This is a genomic window from Hyphomicrobiales bacterium (assembly GCA_016710435.1).
Classification (GTDB): Bacteria; Pseudomonadota; Alphaproteobacteria; order Rhizobiales; family Aestuariivirgaceae; genus Aestuariivirga.
Genome location: JADJVV010000001.1, coordinates 2,698,706 through 2,720,791 on the forward strand (window position 1 = coordinate 2,698,706; position 22,086 = coordinate 2,720,791).

Sequence of the window (22,086 nt, forward strand, 5' to 3'; positions counted from 1 at the left end):
AGCGGAGCAGCAATGAACGTGAAGGCAAATCAGGGTCCCGCGGTGTCAAAGGTCTGGAATGTTCCCAATGTCCTGACCTATGGCCGCATCGTGGCCGTGCCCCTGGTGGCAGCCCTGCTTCTGTGGAACGACAGGGCGGAGGCGATCACCGGACTTGGCGTCATGAGCGCCCGCTGGATTGCCCTTGGCATTTACGTCGTCGCCGCCATCACCGATTTCTTCGACGGCTATCTGGCGCGCCGCTGGCAGCAACAATCCTCGCTGGGCCGCATGCTCGATCCCATCGCCGACAAGGTTCTGGTAGCCGTCATCCTGCTCGTCCTCTGCGGCGACCAGATTCTCCGTGGCGGCCATGTCTGGGCCGCGATCATTATCCTGGCCCGCGAAGTGCTCGTTTCGGGCCTGCGGGAATATCTGGGGCAGCTTTCGGTATCCGTCCCCGTCACCCAGATTGCCAAGTGGAAAACCACGGTGCAGCTGGTCGCCATCGGCTTCCTGATCGCCGGTCCCGCCGGAGATGAAATCATCCCCGGCGTCACGGTGGTCGGCATTGCCGGCCTGTGGATCGCGGCGGCCCTCACGCTTTACACCGGTTATGACTATTTCCGTGCCGGTCTGCGGCACGTCGTGGACAACGAATGAAGGTTCTCTATTTTGCCCGTTTCCGGCAACTCGTGGGGCGCGGATCTGACGACGTTTCTCCGCCCGCGGACGTAAAGACGGTGGGCGACCTGCTGGCCTATCTGGTCCGCACCGACAACGGCTGTGCCGCCGCCTTCACCGATGAGAAGATCGTCCGCGCCGCCGTGGACCAGTCGCATGTGAAAATGGACCACCCCATCGCAGGAGCCCATGAAGTGGCCTTCTTCCCGCCGGTGACGGGGGGCTGATGCGCATGGCAGTCGGTTTCGATGCTGCAATATCCTTGCGTCACCCCGGCGTCAGGAGGGGTTCAGATTTTCCGCTGCCGAACGCGTTGAAGGGCTGGATGCGTCCTGTCGTCGGCATGACGCCTGTTCCTGGCGATTGCGCAAACCAGGTTTTCCCATGCGCCTGAACGTCTATCTCCAGCAGGCGGGCGTGGGTTCGCGCCGGGAAGCCGAACGCATGGTCGAGCAGGGCCGCGTGAAGGTGAACGGCAAGGTCGCAGTCCCCACAGTTCCAGTGGAAGAGGGTGACCGCGTGGAACTGGACGGCAAGGTGCTGTCGCCCGCCACCCGTGGACTGCCGCGTCTGTTCCTGCTCTACAAGCCGCTGGACGTGCTTGTGACCGCCTTCGACAAGGAAGGTCGCCCGACAATCTACGATCTTCCTGCCCTCAAGCCGCCGTCCTGGGACAAGTCCAAGCCCCGGGTCATCTACGTGGGCCGCCTCGACGTGAACTCCGAGGGCCTTCTGGTGCTTTCCTCCGATGGACCGCTGGCGCAGACCATGATGTCGCCTGCCACCGCCTTGCCGCGTGTCTACCGTGTGCGCGTCCACGGCCGGCTCACCGAGCGGCAGGTGGAATTGTTCCGCCGCGGCGTCACCGTGGAAGGCGAACGCTACCGCAGCGTCGATGTCACCGAGGAAACCGGCCACACCGGCCGCACCAACACCTGGTACCGGGTGGTCCTGACCGAAGGCAAGAACCGCGAAATCCGCCGCCTCTTCGAGCATTTCAATTGCGTGGTGAACCGCCTCATCCGCGTGCAGTACGGCCCCTTCCATCTGGGCAAGCTGGAGCGCGGGCAAATCACCGAAGTGCCGGGTACGGAAGTGAAGCGCTTCATGAAGGAACTGGCCGCAGCCCCGGTGAGGATCAAGGCGTGAAGGACTTCTTCTTCCGCCACCAGCCGCCGATGCATGTGCAGTCCGCGCTGCTGGCGGGGGCAGGTGCATCCGTTGCGCTTCTGGCCTTGGGCGCGCTTGGCCTGTGGACCGGCGGCCTGTGGCTGATGGCCCCGTTCGGCGCGTCCTCTGTTCTCCTGTTTGCAGCCCCCACCGCCGTGCTGTCGCAGCCTGCGAACGTTGTCGGCGGACATGTGGTGGCAGCCTTGATTTCATTGGTGCTCGTCGCCCTCGCGCCCGGTCACATGTGGCTGGCCGCAGCCGCAGCGGGTCTGACGATCTCCGCCATGGTGCTGTTCCGCATCGTCCATCCGCCCGCCGGTGCCACGGCTCTGGTGGCTTATCTCACCCATGCGCCGTGGACGTTCTTCTTCGTGCCGGTGCTTGCCGGAAGCGTGCTGATCGTGGCCATCGCCTGGGCCTGGCACCGCATGGTCGGCGGAAACTATCCGCTTGCCGCGCCGCCATAGTGCGTGACGGCGGCCCGCCCGGCCGGCGACAGCCCATAAGTTCCCCGCTCCACCTTTTCAAACCAGCCATAGACATTGTCGCGAAAGATGCCGGCAGCGCGATCAACCGCTGTCGCCGCCTTTACGTCGCGGATGCGCGCCGGTCCCTGCACCGCGAGATGGCCTGCGCAGCGCAAGGCGTCCTGACGGTATGCCGTCATCAGCGGCTTCCGCGTGCTGCCGCCTGTATTGGGATCGCCACTGCGAGCGTTAAACTCCTTGAGCAACAGGCCCCGCTTCTTGCTGTTGGCGCGCGGCGCGTAGGGAACCGGATCAGCCAGGACCTCCAGCGATCCCGCTGATGTGACCACGATGAGTCCCACGCCCAGCCGCCGGCACAACTTCAGCGCTGAAACACCGATGCCCCGCTTCGGCCGCGCCACGGCAATGTAGACATGATCAGAAACCGTGAGGCGCTCCATCGCCTGGTACAGAAGCTTCAGGGTCAGCGCCGCCTTCAGTTCCACGATGACAGGTCCCTCATCACCGCGCACCGCCATCACATCGCAGCCCCGCACCTCCGCCTTCACCACATAACCCTGCGCCTCCAGGTGACGCTTCACGGGAAGATAAAGATCAGTCTCGGCCATGCCGGCTATGTTAGGCGATTCGCGTGAGGGCTTCCTCACAGTCCCCGCTTGTAGGGCAGCACCACGACGCGGGTGCCGACTTTGACGCGATTGTAGAGGTCGATGACCGAGGTGTTCAGCATGCGGAAACAGCCGGACGTGGTGGCCTGTCCGATGGTGTAGGGGGCGGGCGTGCCGTGGATGCGGTATTGCTTGTCCACGCCGCCCTCATTCAGGAGATAGAGCGCGCGCGCCCCCAGCGGATTGTCGAGACCGCCCGGCATGCCGTCCTTCCATTGGTCGTAGTGCTCGTGCTTGGACATCATCTCTTCGGTGGGCGTCCATTTCGGCCACTTGGCCATGCGCGCGACGGTAGCGTTGCCGCTCCAGCGCGTGGCGCTGCTGCCCACGCCGATACCGTAGCGGATCGCCTTTCCGCCGGGTAGCACGTAGAACAGGAAGCGCTTGCGCATGTCCACCACGATTGTGCCCGGTGGCTCGTCAGTCTTGAACTTCACGTCCTGCTGGCGGAATTTGAATTCCACCTTTTGCTCTTCATACACCGGAATGTGGAACGGCTCGGCCGCGCGCGTGGGCGCGGTCACAAGGCCGGAGATGGCGGACAACAGGAGGGAGCGTCGGTTCAAATGCATGACGGCGGAGATTATCCATCCCCGCCGTTGCAATCAATTCACAAGGTTGAAAGGCGTCAGCCGCGAACGCTGTTGCTATAGACGTCCATCATCGTCCGGCTGATATTGCCCGGCTTGAACGTGTAGGGACCGATCTCGGCAACCGGAGTGACTTCCGCTGCGGAACCCACGATGAAGCACTCGTTGAAGGTTTTCAGCTCCTCCGGCATGATGCGGCGCTCGATCACCTCGATGCCCTGGTCCTTCGCCAGCGCAATCACCGACTGGCGCGTGATGCCGTTGAGGAAGCAATCGGCGATGGGCGTGTGCAGCGCGCCATCGCGGGTGAAGAAGATGTTGGCGCCGGTGCATTCCGCCACGCGGCCCTGCCAGTCCAGCATCATGGCGTCGGCATAACCTTTCTTCTCCGCCTTGTGCTTGGAGATGGTGCAGATCATGTAAAGACCGGCCGCCTTCGCATGCACGGGCGCACACTTGGGATCGGGGCGCGCATAGTCGGCGATGTCGAGGCGGATGCCCTTCATCTTGGTCTCGGGATCGAACATGGAGGGCCACGCCCACGTCGCGATGGCCACGTGGATCTTGTTGTTCTGGGCCGACACCGCCATCATCTCGGAACCGCGGAAGGCAACAGGCCGCACGTATTGGTCGCCGCCACCGCTCTTGGCCACCACTTCATCCTTGGCCTTGTTGATCTCGTCGTTGCTGAAGGGCAGGTCGAAATCGAGGATGTTCGCCGATTTGCGGAAGCGCTCTGTGTGCTCCTTCGACTTGAAGATCTTGCCGTTGTAGGCGCGCTCGCCCTCGAACACGGAAGAACCGTAGTGCAGGCCATGGGTCAGCACGTGAACCTTCGCCTCGCGCCAGGGGATGATCTTGCCATTGAACCAGATCACGCCGTCGCGGTCGTCGAATGGGATAAGTGCCATGGCCTTGGTCTCCAAAGATTTTGCGTTGCAGCAAGCACATGCCATAGTGCGGGAAATGACTCGCATTCGGGCCGTGTTGCTCGGATTTCGGGCAGACGTTATCAGATATGGAAAATATGTCAATATGGCTGACATAATATCAGACGCACCCCTGCCGGAGGAGGATGCGGTTGCCCTGGTGGAACTCCTGTTTTTCGCCTACCGCGATTTCGTCGCCGACCCGGACTCGATCCTGGACGGGTTGGGATTTGGCCGGGCACACCATCGCGTGCTGCATTTTGTAGGCCGCGATCCGGGCATGACCGTGGCGCAATTGCTCGACATCCTGCGCATCACCAAGCAATCGCTCAGCCGCGTCCTGAAGGACCTGATCGAGAAGGGATATGTCTATCAGAAGGCCGGTGAGGAAGACCGCCGCCAGCGCCTTCTGTATCTCACGGAAAAGGGCGAGGCCCTGTGGCGCGAACTCGCGGCACCGCAGATGCGCCGCTTCCGCCGTGCACTCACCGGACTGGAGGAGAGCGGCCCCGAACATTATCGCGCCCTGCTGCTGCAACTGATCAATCCCGAGAACCGCGAGGCCGCTGAAGCCTGGATCAGCAGGCCGCGCTCCAAGTCGCAATAGGCCTCCCGTGACGGACGCTGCCCACATACTCGTCGTCGATGACGACCGCCGCATCCGCGCGCTGCTGGAGACTTATCTGGCGACAAACGGCTTTCGCGTCACTGCCGCGGCCAATGCCGCCGAAGCGCGCGAGCGCATGCGGGGCATGATCTTCGATCTCATCATTCTTGATGTGATGATGCCGGGCGAAACCGGCGTGAGCTTCGCTGAAAGCCTGCGCGCGGGGCGGCAGCACCTCCCGATCCTCATGCTCTCCGCCCGCGCCGACAGCGCTGATCGTATCAGGGGCCTCGCTGCCGGCAGCGACGACTATCTGACGAAGCCGTTCGAACCGGAGGAACTGCTGCTGCGCGTGCGCGGCCTCCTGCGCCGCTCTGGCACCGCCGCGCCCGCCATCAGGGAGGCGCAATTCGGCGATTGCATCTTCGACATGGTGAAGGGCGAGTTGTGGCGGACAGGGGAGGTTGTGCACCTCACGGGGCGCGAGAAGGACTTGCTGCGCCATCTCGTGCAAGGCGGCGGCAGACCCGTCTCCCGCATGTCGCTCAGGGCAGAAGGGCAGGACGATGCCGCCCGCGCCGTCGATGTGCAGATCAACCGGCTGCGCCAGAAGATTGAAAAAGACCCAGCCAATCCGGCGCTGCTGCAAACCGTGCGCGGCGAAGGATACGTGCTCTATGTGGAAAGCGTGGAATAAATGCCCCATACGCCAGGACCAATGAACAGCTTCAATCGCTTCCTCGAACGCCATCTGCCGGGCGGCCTGTACCAGCGCGCCCTGATCATTCTCATTGCACCTGTGGTGCTGCTGCAGACCCTCATGGCGGTGATCATCCTCGACCGTCACTGGGACAATGTGACGAAAGCCTTGGGCCGCTCGCTCTCCATGGAGATCGGCATGCTGGTCGATGATTTCCAGCGCTCCGGCAAATCCGCGGAAGCAATTGCCGCAATCGAGGAACGGGCCCGCGAGCGCCTGCGCCTCGACATGGATGTCATACACAATGCCGATCTGCCGCCGCCGGTGGAACCGCCGTTCTATGCGCTGTTCGAACGCAAGATGCAGAAATACCTGACCCGCGACACAGGCCGCGCCTTCTGGGTGAACAGTCAGGGCGGCCAGGTGGAAGTGCAGGTGGAAGTGGACAAGGGCACGATCTTCCGCATCCGCACCGAAACGGAACGGGCCCAGGCCAGCGGAACCGGCGCATTGCTGGCCCTCATGCTGGCATCGTCAGGCGTGCTCCTCGGCATTGCCATGGTGTTCCTGCGCAAGCAGGTGATGCCGATCCTCGAACTGGCCGATGCCGCCAAGAATTTCGGCATGGGGCGTGCGACGCCGGCCTATCATCCCCGTGGTGCCGACGAAATCCGTGAGGCGGGCAACGCCTTCCTCGACATGCGCCGCCGCATCGCCCGTCACGTCGAGCAGCGCACCGACATGCTGGCAGGTGTCTCCCACGACCTCCGCACAATCCTCACCCGCTTCAAGCTGGAACTCGCCGTGCTGGGCGACAACCCCAAGGTCCACCCACTGAAGGAGGACGTGGATGAAATGCAGCACATGCTGGAAGACTACATGGCCTTCGTGAAAGGCGATGGCGGCGAGCAGGCGAGTGACGTCAACGTGCCCGATGCAATTCGCCTCAGCGTCGAGAACGTGGAGCGCGACCGCCCGGATTCGGATTCAACAGTGCTGGTGAAGTCGCTCCCGGAAGCGACGGTGCGCCTGAAGGCCAATGCCTTCCGCCGGCTCATCGCCAATCTCCTCAGCAACGCCGTGCGTTACGGCCATCAAGTGCAGATTTCAGGCGAAGTGAAGGATCACCGGCTGTGGATCTATGTCGATGACAACGGCCCCGGCATTCCCGTGAGCCAGCGCGAAGAAGCCTTCCGGCCCTTCGTCCGCCTCGACAATGCGCGCAATCTCGATGAAACCGGAACAGGCCTTGGCCTTGCCATCGCGCAGGACATCGCCCACGCTCACGGCGGAGAGATCATCTTGGAGGATGGCCCGCTGGGCGGCCTTCGTGCCGTGGTGCGGCTGCCCGTTTAGAACAGCTTGCCGCCGTTCGGCACGTCCTGGTCCGGGCCCACCAGCACCACGCCACCGTCGGGGTCCGGGAAACCGAGTGTCAGCACTTCAGAGATGAACGGGCCGATCTGCCGCGGTGGGAAATTCACAACGGCGGCCACCTGACGGCCAAGCAGCGTCTCGATCACGTAATGCTTGGTGATCTGCGCCGAGGAGCGCTTCACGCCAATCTCCGGCCCGAAGTCGATCCGCAACTTGAACGCCGGTTTCCGCGCCTCCGGAAAAGCCTCGACACCGATGATCGTGCCGACACGGATGTCGATCTTCTCGAAATCAGAAAATGCAATGGTCATCAGCTTGCCAACTCGCGTGATCGCCGCGCCGCAGCCTTCACGGCCTCGATCATCAGCGGCTTCATTCCGTTGTCGGCCATCAGCACGTGCAGGGCCTCGTAGGTCGTGCCCTTGGGCGAGGTCACGTTTTGCCGCAGCGTCGCTGCATCGATGCCGGACGAGCGCATCAGTTCGCCCGAACCCGACACCGTGGCGCGCGCCAGCTTCACCGCCACATCAGGCGGCAGGCCGGCGGCTTCGGCGGCGGCGGCAAGGCACTCCGTCAGATAGAACACGTAAGCAGGCCCGGAGCCCGACACGGCCGTGGCCGCATCGATCAGGGCCTCGTCCTCCACGCGCACAACTTCGCCGATGGACGACAGCAGCTGTTCCGCCAGGTCCATCTGTTGCGCGGTCACATTGCGGTTGGACGCCATGGCCGTGATGCCGCGGCCCACGGCAGCAGGCGTGTTGGGTATGGTGCGGATCACCGCGGCGTCAGCCCCGAAGTGCCGTTCGAAAGAGGCGATCGTCTTGCCTGCTGCAATTGAAAGGATGAGGGGCTTCGCGGCACCCAGCCCGTGCAGCGGCGTCAACACCTCGTCCATCACCTGCGGCTTGACCGCGGCGAGCAACACTTCGGCATTGCTGATGCTGGAAATGGGCGGATTGTGACGGATGCCGCGCGCCTGCAACAGGTTCGCCACTTCAGCCGGGGGCGAAGGGTCCAGCGCCACGACCTGCTTCGGATCGACGCCCGCCTTCAGCCAGCCTTCCAGCATGGCACCGCCCATTTTGCCGGCGCCAATCAGCACCAGCGTTCCCTTGAGTGATATGGTCATGCCTCACCGTGCGTTTCGAGAAGTGCGCTGTCAAGCGCCTGCGCGGCTGTATGCCCGGCCCAGATCACGAACTGCACGGCGGGATAATAGCGCTGGCAGCAATCGACGGCGAGGCGGATCAGCTCTTCGCACTGCGCGTCGTTCGCCTCGGCACCGCCCGCCAACAACAGGCTATTGCGGAAGACGACCGAAGCGTCCTTCTCCCAGAACTCGAAGTGACCATGCACGAGTTGCGTGTTCATGGAGGCGACGAGGCGCGCCATTTCCTCACGGCGCTTCTCCGGCACCTTCAGTTCGAAGACGCAAGCCACCAGCAGGGACTCAAGATCGTCACGCCATGACAGCGACAGCGACAGCGCGCACCATCCGCCCTCCACGGCCATGAGCAGTTCATCATTGCTCGGGCGGTCAAGCGTCCAGTCGCGGCGCTCGGCAAGCCGCTCCACCCGGTCGAGCGGGTTTGAATGTATCGGGTCGAGTGTTGCCGCAAGGCCCATCAAAATCCTCCGCCAACGGAAGAATCAGAAGCCGTTGGCTGGAGGCAACATGATGTGATGGATGAGTCGCGACAAGAACGCCGCCGATTCCTCCACATCTATTTCTGACGATGATTGATCAGTTGGATTCCGTCTTGCCGAGCCTCGACTCGAGCGCGGCGATTCGCTGGGCCAGCGAGTCGTTCTCGGTGCGCGCCTTCTCGGCCATTTCCTTGACGACCTCGAATTCCTCGCGCTTCACCACGTTGAGGTTGTTGAGCACCCGCTCCACCTGGCTCTGCACAAGTGTATCCACCTCCTTGCGCACGCCCTGGGCGGCGGAGGCCGCATTGCCCATCAGCTTGGCGAGTTCATCGAAGAACTTGGAATTGGTCGTGACCATGGGCGGAAGCTCCTGTGTTGGCGCAACACCTAGGCATTCTACCCATGTGATTCAAGTGCGTGCAGGCCGCACCCCACAGGCTTGGCGAAGCGGGGATTCGCGCATAAGAGCAGGGCATGCTTGCCGTCATCACCCATCCCGGAATTGACCCCGTGGCCCTCCACCTCGGCCCGCTCGCCATCCACTGGTATGCGCTGGCCTATGTGGCAGGTCTCCTGTTCGCCGTCTGGTACATGAAATACCTGTCACGCCAGCCCCGCCTGTGGGGTGCGAACCCGCCCACGCTGACGGCACAGGAGGCGGACGACTTCTTCATCTTCGCGCTGCTCGGCGTCGTCCTCGGTGGCCGGTTGGGCTATGTACTGTTCTACAAGCCGCTCTTCTATCTCCAGCACCCGCTCGACATCTTCAAGACTTGGGATGGCGGCATGTCCTTCCATGGCGGCTTCCTAGGCGTTGTGATCGCCTGCCTGATCTATGGCCGCATGACCGGCAAGACGCTGGACCGCATGCTGGACCTGGGGGCGGCATCGGTTCCCGTGGGCCTGGGCCTCGGACGGCTCGCCAACTTCATCAATGCCGAACTCTGGGGCCGCCCCAGCGACATGCCCTGGGCCGTCATCTTCCCCGGCGAGACCTTCGCCCGCCATCCCAGCCAACTTTATGAAGCCCTTCTGGAAGGTGTCTTGCTGTTCCTCGCAGTGCGCATCGCCACGCACCACTACGGCGCACTCAAGCATCCGGGCTGCGCCTCCGGAATCTTTGCGCTGGGCTATGCCCTGTCGCGCATCATCGTTGAATTCTTCCGCGAACCCGATGCCCACATCGGCTACATCGGCGGCATCTTCACCATGGGAATGATCCTTTCGCTGCCGCTCGCCGCCGTCGGCGTCTGGCTCCTCATCCGCTCGCGGCACACGGGATGACCGCGCTGGCCGAGATTATCCGCGGCATGATCCGTGATGATGGTCCCATGACCCTGGACCGTTACATGGCGCTGTGCCTCGGCCATCCCGAACACGGCTACTACATCACCCGCGATCCCTTCGGCAACGCGGGAGACTTCACCACCGCGCCTGAAATCTCGCAGGTCTTTGGCGAGCTGGTCGGCGTCTGGGTGGCGCAGGCCTGGCAGGCGATGGGCAGTCCCCGCCATTGGGCGCTGGTGGAGTTGGGCCCGGGCCGCGGCACCCTGATGGCCGACATGCTGCGCGTGCTGGCCAAGGTGGAACATGCCGCAAAAGCGGTCGAGATCCATTTCGTTGAAACGAGCCCGGCCTTGCGCGCGGCACAGGCGGCCCGCGTGCCGCAGGCGACATGGCATCACACGATCTCCTCCTTGCCCTCGCGGCCCACCATCATCATCGCCAACGAGTTCTTCGATGCGCTGCCCATCCGCCAGTTCGAGCGCCGCAACGGTCAGGTCTTCGAGCGCGTGATCGGATTGGAGGGCAACGCCCTCAGCATGGGTCTCGTGCCCTCGCCGGTGCCGGTGCGGATGCGGGGCGAAGGGGTGATCGAGGACTCATCCCTCCGTGATGCCCTCGCCACCCAGATGGCGGACCATCTCGCGTCGGTCACAGGTGCAGCCCTCGTGATCGACTACGGACACATCCGCACATTCTTGGGGGACACCTTGCAGGCGCTGCGCAAGCACAAGTCCGTGCCGATCACCGAAAGCCCCGGAGAGGCCGACATCACTTCGCATGTCGATTTCGAATCCCTCGGCCGCGCCTGCGCCGCTGCGGGCCTGCGGGTCACGGGCCTCATGCCACAGGGCGACTTCCTCAATGCAATGGGACTGGAGGCCCGTACCGACGTTCTCTCCCGCACGGTTGAGGGCGACACGCGTGCGCAACTCATCGCGGCATCGGAACGGCTTGCACATCCCGGCCAGATGGGCCACCTTTTCAAGGTGATGGCGGTCACATCCGCGGGGGTGCCCCCGCCTTATCCATTTGGTGAGCAATGATTGAAAGCGAGGCCCTCCGCAAACCCGGCATCGTGCATGGGTTCTTCACCCGTGGCGGCGGCCACTCCACCGGTATATTTGCGTCCCTCAATTCGGGCTGGGGCTCGGGTGACGATCCCGATCTCGTGCGCAAGAACCGCGAGACCGTGGCCCGCACGCTCGGCCTCTTTGCCTCCAACGTCGTCACCGCCCATCAGGTGCACAGCGCGGACGCGATTGAGGTTGTGTCGCCCTGGACCGTGGAAGACCGGCCCAAAGTCGATGGACTCGTGAGCAAGACGAAAGGCATCGGCCTCGGCGTCCTCACGGCGGATTGCGGTCCGGTGCTGTTCGCCGACGCGGAGGCGGGGGTCGTCGGCGCCTGCCACGCCGGCTGGAAAGGCGCGCTGACGGGCGTGACGGAAGCAACCCTCGTTGCCATGGAAAAACTCGGCGCCGTCCGCGCCCGCACCTCCGCCGTGCTGGGACCGACGATCGGCGGCGAGGCCTACGAAGTGGGGCCCGACTTTCCCAAGCCCTTCCTGGAGCAGGATAAAGAGCACGCCCGATACTTCAGGCCAAGCCTGAAGGACGGCCACCACATGTTTGATCTGCCACGCTATTTGGTGGATCGCCTGAAGCGGGAAGGGGTCGGCACCGTGTCCAGCCTCGGCCTCGATACCTATTCCGACGAAGCCCGTTTCTACAGTTACCGCCGCGCCACGCACCGCGGCGAACAGGACTATGGCCGCCTGATTTCGGTCATTGCAGTGGTGTGACCGATGGCGATCCATTTTACCCGTGACGAATTCAAGGCCCGCATGGAAAAGGCAACCGCCGCCATGGCGGCGCGCGGCCTCGATGGCATGCTGCTCTTCCAGCAGGAGAGCATGTACTGGCTGACCGGCTACGACACCTTCGGCTTCTGCTTCTTCCAGTGCCTCTATGTGGGTGCTGATGGAAAGATGGCTTTGCTCACCCGCTCCGCCGATCTGCGGCAGGCCCAGCACACCTCCATCATCGACGACATCCGCATTTGGACCGATGCCGCGGGCGCACAGCCCGCCGGGCAACTGAAGGACATGCTGGAAAGCCTCGGCTGCCGCGGCCACACGCTTGGCATCGAAACCAAGTCCTATGGCCTCACCCACTTCAACGGCAAGGCGGTGGATACAGCGCTTGACGGCTTCTGCATTCTCAAGGAAGCAACCGACCTCTTCGACCGCCTGCGCCTCGTGAAGTCGCCTGCCGAACTGAAATACGTGCGCAAGGCCGGCGAACTGGGCGACGCAGCACTCAAGGCCGCCATCCGCAAGACCAAGGCCGGCGCGGATGAAGGCGATATCCTCGCCGCACAGCAGGCTGCCATCTTCGCAGGCGGCGGTGACTATCCCGCCAACGAATTCATCATCGGCTCGGGACGCGACGCGCTTCTCTGCCGCTACAAGGCGGGCCGCCGCAAACTGGGCAAGCGCGATCAGCTCACGCTGGAGTGGGCAGGGGTCTACCGCCACTATCACGCCGCCTTCATGCGCACGCTCATCATCGGCAAGGCCACGAAGCATCACGAGGCCATGGACACCGCCTGCCAGGCCGCGCTTGCGGCAGTGGAAGAGAAATTGCGCCCCGGCAACACGGCGGGCGATGTCTTCGCCGCCCATGCCCGCGTCATGGACGAGCACGGCATGAAGGATCACCGCCTCAATGCCTGCGGCTATTCGCTCGGCGCCAAATTCACGCCAAGCTGGATGGATAGCCCCATGTTCTACACTGGCAATGATGCCGAACTGGGAGCAGGCATGGTCTTCTTCGCCCACATGATCCTGATGGATTCGAAATCGGCCAACGCCTATTGCCTCGGCCGCACCTACATACTCACCAAAGGCAAGCCTGAACCGGTATCGACATTTCCGTTGGGGATGATCGAGAGGTGAAAGGCCGCGCGGCCATAGCGCTTGCGCTGCTGCTGGCGGGTTGCACCGCCTCTGACCAGCTGTTGCTGCAGCAGGACTTCAAGCGCATGGCCGACTTGCCGAACCAATTGGGCAAGCCCCGAACGGGCACGCCGGAAACGCCACCCGCCACGACAGCGGCCGTCGACCCCGCACCAACACCAACACCAACACCAGAACCCGCACCTCCACCTGACATGGCGAACCCGGCGGCCGTCACCGACGCACCACCGCCATCACCGCCGCAGGCACAGTCCGCACCGGCGCAAGGGATCGCCGTCGCTGAAACGGCGCGCAAGAAGCCGACGCTGTTCGATGCCCTGGGCGTGAAGAAACAGGCAGCGCCAGTGGAACCGCCCGGCGCCTACGACCAGATTCAGGATCCCATCGTGGTTGAGAACCCGCTGGCCCGCCCGCCCTGGGAAGTGTTCATGGAGGCAGGCCCCAACGCCCACAGGGAACTCGACCTCGAGACGCTTTATGGCCCCGGCCACATCCCGGCGGACATGCAGGCAAAGGAGGATGCCGAGCAGGCGGAGAAGGCGGCGCAGCAGACCATCGCGGAACGGCAACTGGCCGCCCAGCAGGCCGGAGAACAGCTGGCCGAACCACCGCCGGACGAGCCTGTGCCAGAGGAGGCCGCACCCACACCCGCCAAGCCGGAGAAGACCACCCAACCCGAGACCTCCGGCGTCGCCATCAATGCCGTGGCCGTGCCTGTGGTGAAGGGGGCCAAGGGCAAGGGCAACGGCGAACTGACGCGCGCCATGCGCAACGCCCTCACGCAAGCAGGCTGGCCCGTGCTGGAGGGCGCCCGCAAGGATGCGCTGACCGTTCAAGGCCGCGTCACCCTCGGAACGCCCCACGGCGCCACGCAAAGCGTGAAGATCGTCTGGGACGTGCTCACCCCCGATGGCAAGAGCCTCGGCAACCTGAAACAAGACAACGCCATCCCCGCCGGCTCACTCGATCAAAGCTGGGGCGAGAACGCGCAGTACGCAGCCGATGCCGCGGCGGAGGGGATATTCAAGCTGATCCAGAAGTATCGGTGAGGCCTGATCCATGGAAGCCGTGTCACAGCGATTTGGCAGTGTCGGTGTAACAAGGGATGGGACTTGGCAGCGGAGGGGATGAAGGTGAATCAGGAAAAGGTCACCGTAAAGGCGGGAAGGGGAGCGCAGATTCCTGTTCATGCCGGTGATATGGTTACTATCATCAATGTGAGCGGCACGCAGGTCGTCGATTTCTGGTGCTTTCCCAAATCATCACCGCAGCAATACCTGTCTCTTGAGCATTGCAGAGAGGTGCTGGGCAAAATCTACTTTGCACCCGGCGACGTACTGGTTTCAGATCGCTACGAGGCGGTCTTTGATTACGTCGAAGATACGGCTGGCGGCTTGCACGATACGCTGATTGCCCCCTGTAACCCGGAAATGTATCGCCGGTTCGGCCGCCCCGAGAGCAGTCCGAGCTGCACCGGCAATTTCTGGGCCGCCATAGCCGAAGCAGGGATAGTCTTTCCCTTTGTGCCGTCTCCGTGGAATCTGTTCATGCGTGCAGCAGTGAGTCCTGACGGTACCATCATCTACGCGCGCCCGCCGTTCAAACCGGATGGCCGGGTGGTACTGAAGATGCGTGTCGATGCCACTATTGTCGTGTCCGCGTGTCCGGATGATTGCTATCCCACCAACGGTGGCGACGGCAGCCCCCAGGATTTCGTGGTCCAGGTTGCAGCCATGGCTGCAACCGGCTGATTTACCAGATGCTCGGCATCGAAATGGAGAAGATCAAGTAGGTCCCGTGCAGCGGCACGTCATCGCAACGAGGGTGACGCACTTCTCACCTCTCCATCAGCGCGAACACGCCCCAGCCCAGGTAGTCCCGGCTGTAGCGCACGTAGTTTTCCGGCGCCGTCGTCAGTTTGGCGCGCACCTCATTGGCAAAATCGTCACAACAAGGCGCGGCGTCTCCGGTGTTCCAATCAAGACGGGGCGGCGCATGTCTGCGGCCGCCCCGTGGGTTCAGTGAGTCGTGTCCGGCTTACTGCGGAATGGCGGCGTAGGCGCCGTTGCTCCAGCGGTTGATGTCGTACTTGGCATCCTTCAGGTCACCCTTGGCGTCGAAGGTGACGGGGCCGACGACCGTGCTGATGGCCGTGCCATCCTTCAGCACTTCGGCGACCTTGGCCGGATCATCCGAGCCTGCCTTTTCGATGCCCTGCGCGAAGGCCTGGATCACGGCATAGGAGAACAGCGTGAAGCCATCCGGCTTGAAGCCGCCGGCCACGATCTTGGCCACGGCGTCCTTCGCCTCGGGGCGGGCCTGCGGGTCGGACGGGAAGGCAAACAGCGTGCCCTCGGCCGCAGGGCCGGCAACCTGCCAGAACTCGTTCGTTGCAATGGAGTCCGGCATGATCAGTTGCAGCTTCACGCCCTGTTCCGCCGCCTGGCGCAGGAGGAGGCCGGCTTCCGGATGATAGCCGCCGAAATACAGAACATCGGCCTTGGCTTCCTTCAGCTTGGTGACAACGGCGTTGTAGTCCTTCTCACCAGCGTTGATCGCCTCGTTGAAAACTTCGGTCATGCCGTTGGCGTTCATCGATGCCTTCACCGCGTCGGCAACGCCCTTGCCGTAGGCGGTCTTGTCGTTCAGCAGCGCCACGTTCTTGCCGGCATAGGTCTTGGCGATCCACGGACCGATGAAGGCGCCCTGTGCGTCGTCACGGGTGTAGAGGCGCATGATGGTGCTCCAGCCCTTTTCCGCCGCCGCATCGGTCATCACCGGGTTGGAGGACGCGGGGCTCATCATCATCACGCCGTTGTCGGCATAGACTTCCGAAGCGGGAATGGAAGAACCGGAACAGGCGTGGCCATCCACGAAACGGACGCCCGAGGCAATGATGCGGTTGGCAACCGACACGGCCTGCTTGGGATCGCACTGGTCGTCCTCGAACTGCAGCTTGACCTGACGGCCGAGCACGCCACCCTTGGCGTTGATGGCATCGGCGGCGGCCTGCGCGCCCTGCTTGAACTGGTCACCGATCGAGGCCAGCGGCCCGGTGAGCGGACCCGCCACCGCAAAGGTAATGTCTTCGGCCCGTGCGGCCGTTGCCATCAGGAGGCCCATGGCCACACCGAGGAGTAAACTGCGTTTCATCTTTCTGCTCCATGTCAAATGCCGCAATGCTGCGGCAGGCGCTCCAGGGGGAACGCCAGTCTTCCGTCCGTTTCACCTGTCCGTCGGGAGGCTGGGAAGCGTGATCTGCCGGGCCCGGTCAAACGCCGGCGGAGAAACGCGAGGGAATCTGCGGATCGTATCCAATCACAGGCACGTGCGGCCCGCAATCAATCGGGCCTGTGCCATGCGGCGACATGATGTAGCACGGCGGGGCTTGCGTTAATCCTCGACGTAGAAGGGTTCCACCTTGCCCGAAACCCGCACCGTCATGGGGTTGCCGTAGCGATCCTTGGTCTTGCCGCCCGTGGGAATGCGCACCCAGCCCTCGGACACGCAATATTCCTCGACATTGGTCTTCACCGCCCCGTTGAAGCGGATGCCGATGGCATGCTCCAGCACCGCCTTGTTGAAATGCGGGCTGCGCGGGTCGGTGCTCAGATGGTCGGGCAGGGCAGGTTTGGGGGTTGGGGAGGTATCAGACACGCGGGAATCCTTCTCGATTTCCCGCCTTGTAGGCGAAAGGCGCGATGACGCAAAGAACCCTCTCTTTCAACATCCCGCGAAGGCAGAAGCGGCTTGACGGTTTGCGGTATCGGAATATCCTGACGGCGAGGGGCTCAGTTCATTCTGGAGTGAGTCATGAATCCCCATCGTGCTTTGTTGATTGCCGCAGCCGCTGCGGTGAGTGGCCTGCTGTTTCTGCCCATTGCGGACCCGGCTGGTGCCGCAACGTCCCGCAAGTGCCTCAACCTTTCTCCCGCCAAGAAGACCGCATGCCTGAAGGCCCTGAAGAAGCCGCCTGTCCAGGTCCATGAGAGCAGTGGCGAAGGTGGCGGAGGCCGCGGCGGCGGGATGGCGACATCTGACATGCGCCTGAAGATCCATCTCCATCGTGCCGGCACGACGGTTTATGGCCTTCCCCTCTACACCTTTCAGTATACTTTCCGGCCCGGAACCTTTGAAGGTGTGCTGGCGCAGGATGTCCTGAAAGTGAAGCCGGAGGCGGTGTCGGTGGGGTCGGATGGATATTACCGCGTAAACTACGGGCTGCTCGGCATCAGGATGATCCGGCTGGATTAGCCAAGGCCCTGGTCCTCAAGCTGAAGCGGTGGCCCAACCGGCGCACGGATTTCCGGCAACGGACACCCGTCGCAGCCCGTTGAGGCGGTGGTCACCAAACTTGTGCACTGCGGCACGGAGGCCCTTTTTTCCCGGCTGTTGCGCGGTTATAGGACCGTCACACAGGGCGCGAGACGGGAACCTCCAGGCATGATGAAGATCATTACCGGCAACAGCAACAAGCCGCTCGCCGAGGCGATCTGTTCCTACCTCCACATGCCCATCACCAAGGCGGTTGTCCGCCGCTTCAACGACATGGAAGTCTTCGTTGAGATCCAGGAGAACGTCCGCGGCCAGGACATGTTCGTGGTGCAGTCCACAAGTTTCCCCGCCAACGATCACCTGATGGAACTGCTGATCATCACCGACGCGCTGCGCCGCGCCTCGGCCAAGCGCATCACCGCCGTGATCCCCTATTTCGGCTACGCCCGGCAGGACCGCAAACCCGGGCCCCGCACGCCGATCTCGGCAAAACTGGTTGCCAACCTCATCACCCATGCGGGCGCTGACCGCGTGCTGACGATGGATTTGCACGCAGGCCAGATCCAGGGCTTCTTCGACATTCCCACGGACAACCTGTTTGCCGGCCCCGTCTTCGTGCGCGACATCAAGCAGCACAATGATGTGGCCAACACCGTCGTCGTCTCGCCGGACGTGGGCGGCGTGGTGCGTGCCCGGGCGCTGGCCAAGCGCCTTGATTGCCCGCTGGCCATCGTCGACAAGCGCCGCGAGCGCGCCGGTGAATCCGAAGTGATGAACATCATCGGCGAGGTGAAGGGCAAGTCCTGCATCCTGATCGATGACATCGTCGACTCGGGCGGCACGCTGTGCAACGCCGCCGAAGCCTTGCTGGAGCAGGGCGCCAAGGATGTCTCTGCCTACATCACCCACGGCGTGCTGTCGGGCGGTGCCGTAGCGCGCATCACTTCTTCGAAGCTGAAGAATCTCGTCATCACCGACTCGATTCAACCCACGGAAGCAGTGCGGGTGGCCCGCAACATCCGCGTGATCTCCATCGCCTCGCTGATTGGTGAAGCCATCGGCCGCACCAGCCGCGAAGAAAGCGTCTCCAGCCTGTTTGAATAAGCGGGCAAATCGCCCTACATAGGCGCGATGCAGCAACCCGCCATCGCCGTCCGCGGCGTTTCCAAGACATATGCCACGGGCCTCACGGCTCTCAAGGCGGTCAACCTCGACATCGAGCCCGGCGAGATTTTCGCGCTGCTTGGCCCCAATGGCGCGGGCAAGACGACGCTCATCAACATCATCTGCGGCATCGTGATGAAATCCGGCGGCACCGTGCTGGTGAATGGTCACGACAACATCACCGATTATCGCGCCGCCCGCAGCCTCATCGGCCTTGTGCCGCAGGAACTGCATCTCAGCATTTTCGAAACGGTGTGGAACACCATCAGCTTTTCCCGCACGCTCTTCGGCAAGCCGCGCAACGATGCCTATCTCGAAAAGGTTTTGCGCCAGCTTTCCCTGTGGGACAAGCGCGACTCCAAGATCATGGCGCTCTCCGGCGGCATGAAGCGCCGCGTGCTGATCGCCAAAGCCCTCGCCAACGAACCGCGCATCCTCTTCCTCGATGAACCCACGGCCGGCGTTGATGTGGAGTTGCGGCAGGACATGTGGCAAGTCGTGCGCGAATTGCGCGACACCGGTGTCACCATCATTCTCACAACGCACTACATCGAGGAGGCGGAAGACCTCGCGGACCGCGTTGGCGTCATCTCCAAGGGTGAACTGATCCTCGTGGAGGAGAAGAAGGTGCTCATGAAGAAGATGGGGCAGAAGCAGCTGATGCTGGACTTGTCCACTCCGCTCACGAAGCTGCCCAAGAAGCTCGCGGACCTTGGCCTGGAACTGCGCCGAGATGGCCATGAGTTGCTTTACAAATACGATATGCGCAGTCCGAAACATTCCATCGCCGAGGTGCTGGCGGCGGTGACGGCCGCCAAGCTCCGGTTCGGCGACCTGCATACGGAACAAAGTTCGCTCGAGGACATCTTCATGGGGCTGGTGCAACGATGAACTGGCGCGGTGTCTGGGCGATCTTTCAATATGAGATGGCGCGCTTCTTCCGCACGCTGGGGCAGAGCCTGATCTCGCCCGTAATCTCCACAGTCCTGTATTTCGTGGTCTTCGGTGCAGCGATCGGTTCGCGCATCCAGAATGTGGATGGCGTGAGCTACGGTGCGTTCATCGTGCCGGGGCTCGTCATGTTGTCGCTGCTCACGCAATCGGTGAGCAACGCCTCCTTTGGCATCTATTTCCCGCGTTTTACCGGAACGATTTATGAGTATCTGTCCGCGCCCATTTCTACCATGGAGATGGTGCTCGGCTTTGTCGGCGCGGCGGCGGCCAAGTCGCTGCTGATCGGCCTCATCATCCTTGTGACCTCGGCCTTCTTCGTGCCGCTGCATATTGCCCATCCGCTTTGGATGGTGGTCTTCCTGCTGCTCACGGCGCTCACTTTCAGCCTGTTCGGATTCCTGATCGGCCTCTGGGCGGATGGCTTTGAAAAGCTCCAGATCATTCCGCTGCTCGTCATCACGCCGCTCACCTTCCTGGGGGGCAGCTTCTATCCCATCAGCATCCTGCCGCCGTTCTGGCATGCCGTATCGCTGTTCAATCCGGTGGTTTATCTCGTCAGTGGCTTCCGCTGGAGCTTCAACGAGGTGTCGGACGTTTCAGTCTGGGTGAGTCTCGCCATGACGCTGGTCTTCATGTCTGTCTGTCTGGGCGCGGTCGCATGGATCTTCCGCACGGGCTACCGGCTGAAGAACTGACCGGGATTGACGCATCACGGCGGTTTCCATGCCGCGCCTGATGGGCTAGACCCCGCGCCACCATGGCGCGACTTCTCATCAACTTGCAGGACATTCACCTCACCTTCGGCGGCAAGCCCGTGCTGGATGGGGTGGACCTCATGCTGGCGGAGGGCGAGCGCATCGCCCTCGTGGGACGGAACGGCACCGGCAAATCCACGCTGCTCAAGATCGCCGCCGGACAGATCGAACAGGATGGCGGAAGCCGCTTCTTCCAGCCCGGCACGACGGTGCGCTATCTCCCGCAGGAACCGGATTTCAGTGGCCACGCCACGGTGCTCGACTATGTGGAAGCGGGTCTCGGTCCCACCGACAACCCCTACCGCGCCCGCCAGGTGTTGAACGATCTCGGCCTTGAGGGCCATGAAGACCCGCAGCGCTTGTCGGGCGGCGAAGCCCGCCGCGCTGCACTCGCCCGCACGCTGGCACCCGATCCCGATGTGTTGTTGCTCGATGAGCCCACCAACCATCTCGATCTCCCCGCCATCGAATGGCTGGAAGACACGCTCCGCAACGCACGCGCCGCGATGATCCTCATCAGCCATGATCGCCGCTTTCTCGAAAACCTCTCCAATAGCGTGATCTGGCTGGACCGGGGTGTCTCTCGCCGGATGGATCGCGGCTTTGCCCATTTCGAACAATGGCGCGACGAGGTGATCGACGCCGAGGAAAAGGAGCAGGCGCGCCTGGCCCAGCGCATTGCCACAGAAGAGCATTGGATGCGCTACGGCGTCACCGCGCGCCGCAAGCGCAACATGCGCCGCGTGGCGCTGCTGGCGAACCTGCGCAAGGAGAGGAAGGAGCACGTGGGCCGCCTCGGCACCGTTACGCTGCAGGCCTCCTCGGGCGACATGTCGGGCAAGTTGGTGGTGGAAGCCGTCAAGATTTCGAAGTCATTCGGCGAGCGCAAGATTGTCCAGAACCTGGACCTCCTGATGTTGCGCGGCGACCGTCTGGCGATTGTCGGACCCAACGGCGCGGGCAAGACCACCTTGATCAAGTTGATCACAGGGGCGCTCGAACCGGATTCGGGGACCATCAAGCGCGGCACCAACCTGCAGATCGTGGCGTTGGACCAGAGCCGCCAGAGCCTCAACCCCACTGACACCCTTGCCGACGTGATCACCGGGGGCAGGGGATCGTCCGTCACCATCAATGGCGAAACCAAGCATGTGATGACTTACATGCAGGACTTCCTTTTCCGCCCCGAACAGGCCCGCACGCCGGTGTCGGTGCTATCCGGCGGCGAGCGGGCGCGGCTGATCCTCGCGCGCGAATTGGCCCGGCCCTCCAATTTCCTCATCCTCGACGAGCCGACAAACGACCTCGACCTGGAAACCCTGGACCTGTTGCAGGAATTGCTGGCGGACTACACCGGCACATTGCTGCTGGTCAGCCACGACCGCGACTTTGTCGATCGCATCGCAACCTCGGTGCTGATGCATGAGGGCGAAGGCAAGTGGGTGGAGTATGCTGGCGGCTATGCTGACATGGTTGCCCAGCGAGGCGAAGGCGTCACTGCCCGCAAGACACGCGAGGCAGCAAAGCCGTCCGCACCCACGCGCGAGGTGCAGCCGGCTTCTGCTCCCACGGCCAAGCGCAAGCTCAGCTTCAAGGAGAAGCACGCGCTGGAAACCCTTCCCGCGCGCATCGCATCGCTTGCGGATGAACTTGTGAAGCTGGAACAGAAATTGGCGGACGCCTCGCTGTTCACCCGTGATCCCAAGGCTTTCGCGGCGGCAACCTCCCGCCATGCAGATGCGGCGGCCGAGAAGGCCGCTTCCGAGGAACAGTGGCTTGAACTGGAACTGTTGCGGGAAGAACTGGAAGGCGCCTGAGGCGCCCGGACG

Annotated in this window: 27 protein-coding genes; 18 read left to right on the plus strand and 9 right to left on the minus strand. The window is 63.0% G+C overall.

The window, feature by feature from the left end:
- Nucleotides 1–12 precede the first annotated feature (12 nt).
- From pgsA to IPM06_13120, 4 genes are all read left to right on the plus strand, one after another.
- Nucleotides 13–642, plus strand: a complete 630-nt coding sequence (gene pgsA, locus IPM06_13105) for a CDP-diacylglycerol--glycerol-3-phosphate 3-phosphatidyltransferase (protein MBK8771362.1) — start codon at nt 13–15, stop codon at nt 640–642.
- Entirely contained in the window at nt 639–890 is a 252-nt protein-coding gene (moaD, locus tag IPM06_13110; GenBank protein MBK8771363.1) for a molybdopterin converting factor subunit 1, read from the plus strand. Before pgsA ends, moaD begins: the two co-directional genes overlap by 4 nt.
- Before the next feature lie 157 nt (nt 891–1,047).
- A complete protein-coding gene (locus IPM06_13115) occupies nt 1,048–1,812 on the plus strand; it encodes an rRNA pseudouridine synthase (GenBank protein ID MBK8771364.1) in 765 nt (254 codons plus the stop codon).
- A gap of 29 nt (nt 1,813–1,841) precedes the next feature.
- Nucleotides 1,842–2,300, plus strand: coding sequence for an HPP family protein (locus IPM06_13120; GenBank protein ID MBK8771365.1), 459 nt, complete (start codon nt 1,842–1,844; stop codon nt 2,298–2,300).
- On the opposite strand, the gene IPM06_13125 is transcribed toward IPM06_13120, so the two are convergent.
- Genes IPM06_13125 through IPM06_13135 form a run of 3 tightly spaced genes read right to left on the minus strand, consistent with a single transcriptional unit; the run spans nt 2,276 to nt 4,490 of the window.
- Entirely contained in the window at nt 2,276–2,929 is a 654-nt protein-coding gene (locus IPM06_13125) for a hypothetical protein (protein ID MBK8771366.1), read from the minus strand. The genes IPM06_13120 and IPM06_13125 overlap by 25 nt on opposite strands.
- A 35-nt stretch (nt 2,930–2,964) precedes the next feature.
- Nucleotides 2,965–3,561 carry a L,D-transpeptidase gene (locus IPM06_13130; protein MBK8771367.1) on the minus strand — a complete coding sequence of 199 codons (597 nt, stop codon included), beginning with the start codon at nt 3,559–3,561 and terminating at the stop codon, nt 2,965–2,967.
- A gap of 56 nt (nt 3,562–3,617) precedes the next feature.
- A complete protein-coding gene (locus IPM06_13135) occupies nt 3,618–4,490 on the minus strand; it encodes a branched-chain amino acid aminotransferase (GenBank protein MBK8771368.1) in 873 nt (290 codons plus the stop codon).
- Nucleotides 4,491–4,614: 124 nt separating this feature from the next.
- Here IPM06_13135 and IPM06_13140 point away from each other — a divergent pair, with 124 nt between their 5' ends.
- The 3 genes from IPM06_13140 to IPM06_13150 are packed head-to-tail and all read left to right on the plus strand — an operon-like array spanning nt 4,615 to nt 7,171.
- Entirely contained in the window at nt 4,615–5,115 is a 501-nt protein-coding gene (locus IPM06_13140; protein MBK8771369.1) for a MarR family transcriptional regulator, read from the plus strand.
- Nucleotides 5,075–5,812, plus strand: coding sequence for a response regulator transcription factor (locus IPM06_13145; protein MBK8771370.1), 738 nt, complete (start codon nt 5,075–5,077; stop codon nt 5,810–5,812). The genes IPM06_13140 and IPM06_13145 overlap by 41 nt, the downstream gene beginning before the upstream one ends.
- Nucleotides 5,813–5,833: 21 nt before the next feature.
- Nucleotides 5,834–7,171, plus strand: a complete 1,338-nt coding sequence (locus IPM06_13150; GenBank protein MBK8771371.1) for a two-component sensor histidine kinase — start codon at nt 5,834–5,836, stop codon at nt 7,169–7,171.
- Here the strand turns inward: IPM06_13150 and IPM06_13155 are convergent.
- The 4 genes from IPM06_13155 to IPM06_13170 all read right to left on the minus strand — a co-directional run bounded on the left by IPM06_13155 (nt 7,168) and on the right by IPM06_13170 (nt 9,203).
- Complete coding sequence (locus tag IPM06_13155; GenBank protein ID MBK8771372.1) at nt 7,168–7,503, minus strand: tRNA-binding protein; 336 nt, start codon at nt 7,501–7,503, stop codon at nt 7,168–7,170. The genes IPM06_13150 and IPM06_13155 overlap by 4 nt on opposite strands.
- On the minus strand, nt 7,503–8,324 hold the full coding sequence (locus IPM06_13160) for a pyrroline-5-carboxylate reductase (GenBank protein ID MBK8771373.1): 822 nt from the start codon (nt 8,322–8,324) through the stop codon (nt 7,503–7,505). Before IPM06_13160 ends, IPM06_13155 begins: the two co-directional genes overlap by 1 nt.
- Nucleotides 8,321–8,821, minus strand: a complete 501-nt coding sequence (locus tag IPM06_13165; GenBank protein ID MBK8771374.1) for a YbjN domain-containing protein — start codon at nt 8,819–8,821, stop codon at nt 8,321–8,323. Before IPM06_13165 ends, IPM06_13160 begins: the two co-directional genes overlap by 4 nt.
- Nucleotides 8,822–8,939: 118 nt before the next feature.
- Nucleotides 8,940–9,203 carry an accessory factor UbiK family protein gene (locus IPM06_13170; protein MBK8771375.1) on the minus strand — a complete coding sequence of 88 codons (264 nt, stop codon included), beginning with the start codon at nt 9,201–9,203 and terminating at the stop codon, nt 8,940–8,942.
- 116 nt (nt 9,204–9,319) lie between these two features.
- Here IPM06_13170 and IPM06_13175 point away from each other — a divergent pair, with 116 nt between their 5' ends.
- The 6 genes from IPM06_13175 (at nt 9,320) to IPM06_13200 (ending at nt 14,860) form a co-directional block, all read left to right on the plus strand.
- Nucleotides 9,320–10,129 carry a prolipoprotein diacylglyceryl transferase gene (locus IPM06_13175; GenBank protein MBK8771376.1) on the plus strand — a complete coding sequence of 270 codons (810 nt, stop codon included), beginning with the start codon at nt 9,320–9,322 and terminating at the stop codon, nt 10,127–10,129.
- The gene (locus IPM06_13180) at nt 10,126–11,175 is read left to right on the plus strand and encodes an SAM-dependent methyltransferase (protein MBK8771377.1); all 1,050 of its coding nucleotides are present in this window, start codon (nt 10,126–10,128) and stop codon (nt 11,173–11,175) included. Before IPM06_13175 ends, IPM06_13180 begins: the two co-directional genes overlap by 4 nt.
- Nucleotides 11,172–11,933, plus strand: a complete 762-nt coding sequence (gene pgeF / locus IPM06_13185; GenBank protein ID MBK8771378.1) for a peptidoglycan editing factor PgeF — start codon at nt 11,172–11,174, stop codon at nt 11,931–11,933. The genes IPM06_13180 and pgeF overlap by 4 nt, the downstream gene beginning before the upstream one ends.
- A gap of 3 nt (nt 11,934–11,936) precedes the next feature.
- Entirely contained in the window at nt 11,937–13,088 is a 1,152-nt protein-coding gene (locus tag IPM06_13190) for an aminopeptidase P family protein (protein MBK8771379.1), read from the plus strand.
- Complete coding sequence (locus tag IPM06_13195) at nt 13,085–14,158, plus strand: hypothetical protein (GenBank protein MBK8771380.1); 1,074 nt, start codon at nt 13,085–13,087, stop codon at nt 14,156–14,158. Before IPM06_13190 ends, IPM06_13195 begins: the two co-directional genes overlap by 4 nt.
- Before the next feature lie 78 nt (nt 14,159–14,236).
- Nucleotides 14,237–14,860, plus strand: a complete 624-nt coding sequence (locus tag IPM06_13200; protein ID MBK8771381.1) for an urea carboxylase-associated family protein — start codon at nt 14,237–14,239, stop codon at nt 14,858–14,860.
- A 286-nt stretch (nt 14,861–15,146) separates the two neighbouring features.
- Here IPM06_13200 and IPM06_13205 read toward each other — a convergent pair whose 3' ends face one another.
- Both IPM06_13205 and IPM06_13210 read right to left on the minus strand, forming a co-directional pair.
- On the minus strand, nt 15,147–16,262 hold the full coding sequence (locus IPM06_13205; GenBank protein MBK8771382.1) for an ABC transporter substrate-binding protein: 1,116 nt from the start codon (nt 16,260–16,262) through the stop codon (nt 15,147–15,149).
- A gap of 240 nt (nt 16,263–16,502) precedes the next feature.
- Complete coding sequence (locus IPM06_13210; GenBank protein MBK8771383.1) at nt 16,503–16,766, minus strand: DUF3297 family protein; 264 nt, start codon at nt 16,764–16,766, stop codon at nt 16,503–16,505.
- A 156-nt stretch (nt 16,767–16,922) separates the two neighbouring features.
- Between IPM06_13210 and IPM06_13215 the strand changes: the two genes are divergently transcribed.
- The 5 genes from IPM06_13215 to IPM06_13235 all read left to right on the plus strand — a co-directional run bounded on the left by IPM06_13215 (nt 16,923) and on the right by IPM06_13235 (nt 22,074).
- Nucleotides 16,923–17,363 (plus strand): tail fiber domain-containing protein, encoded by a 441-nt coding sequence (locus IPM06_13215; protein ID MBK8771384.1) that lies wholly within the window; start codon nt 16,923–16,925, stop codon nt 17,361–17,363.
- A 192-nt stretch (nt 17,364–17,555) separates the two neighbouring features.
- A complete protein-coding gene (locus IPM06_13220) occupies nt 17,556–18,488 on the plus strand; it encodes a ribose-phosphate pyrophosphokinase (GenBank protein ID MBK8771385.1) in 933 nt (310 codons plus the stop codon).
- A 27-nt stretch (nt 18,489–18,515) separates the two neighbouring features.
- The gene (locus tag IPM06_13225) at nt 18,516–19,439 is read left to right on the plus strand and encodes an ABC transporter ATP-binding protein (protein ID MBK8771386.1); all 924 of its coding nucleotides are present in this window, start codon (nt 18,516–18,518) and stop codon (nt 19,437–19,439) included.
- Nucleotides 19,436–20,197, plus strand: coding sequence for an ABC transporter permease (locus IPM06_13230; GenBank protein ID MBK8771387.1), 762 nt, complete (start codon nt 19,436–19,438; stop codon nt 20,195–20,197). The genes IPM06_13225 and IPM06_13230 overlap by 4 nt, the downstream gene beginning before the upstream one ends.
- Before the next feature lie 62 nt (nt 20,198–20,259).
- Nucleotides 20,260–22,074 (plus strand): ATP-binding cassette domain-containing protein, encoded by a 1,815-nt coding sequence (locus tag IPM06_13235; protein MBK8771388.1) that lies wholly within the window; start codon nt 20,260–20,262, stop codon nt 22,072–22,074.
- The last annotated feature ends 12 nt before the right edge of the window (nt 22,075–22,086 follow it).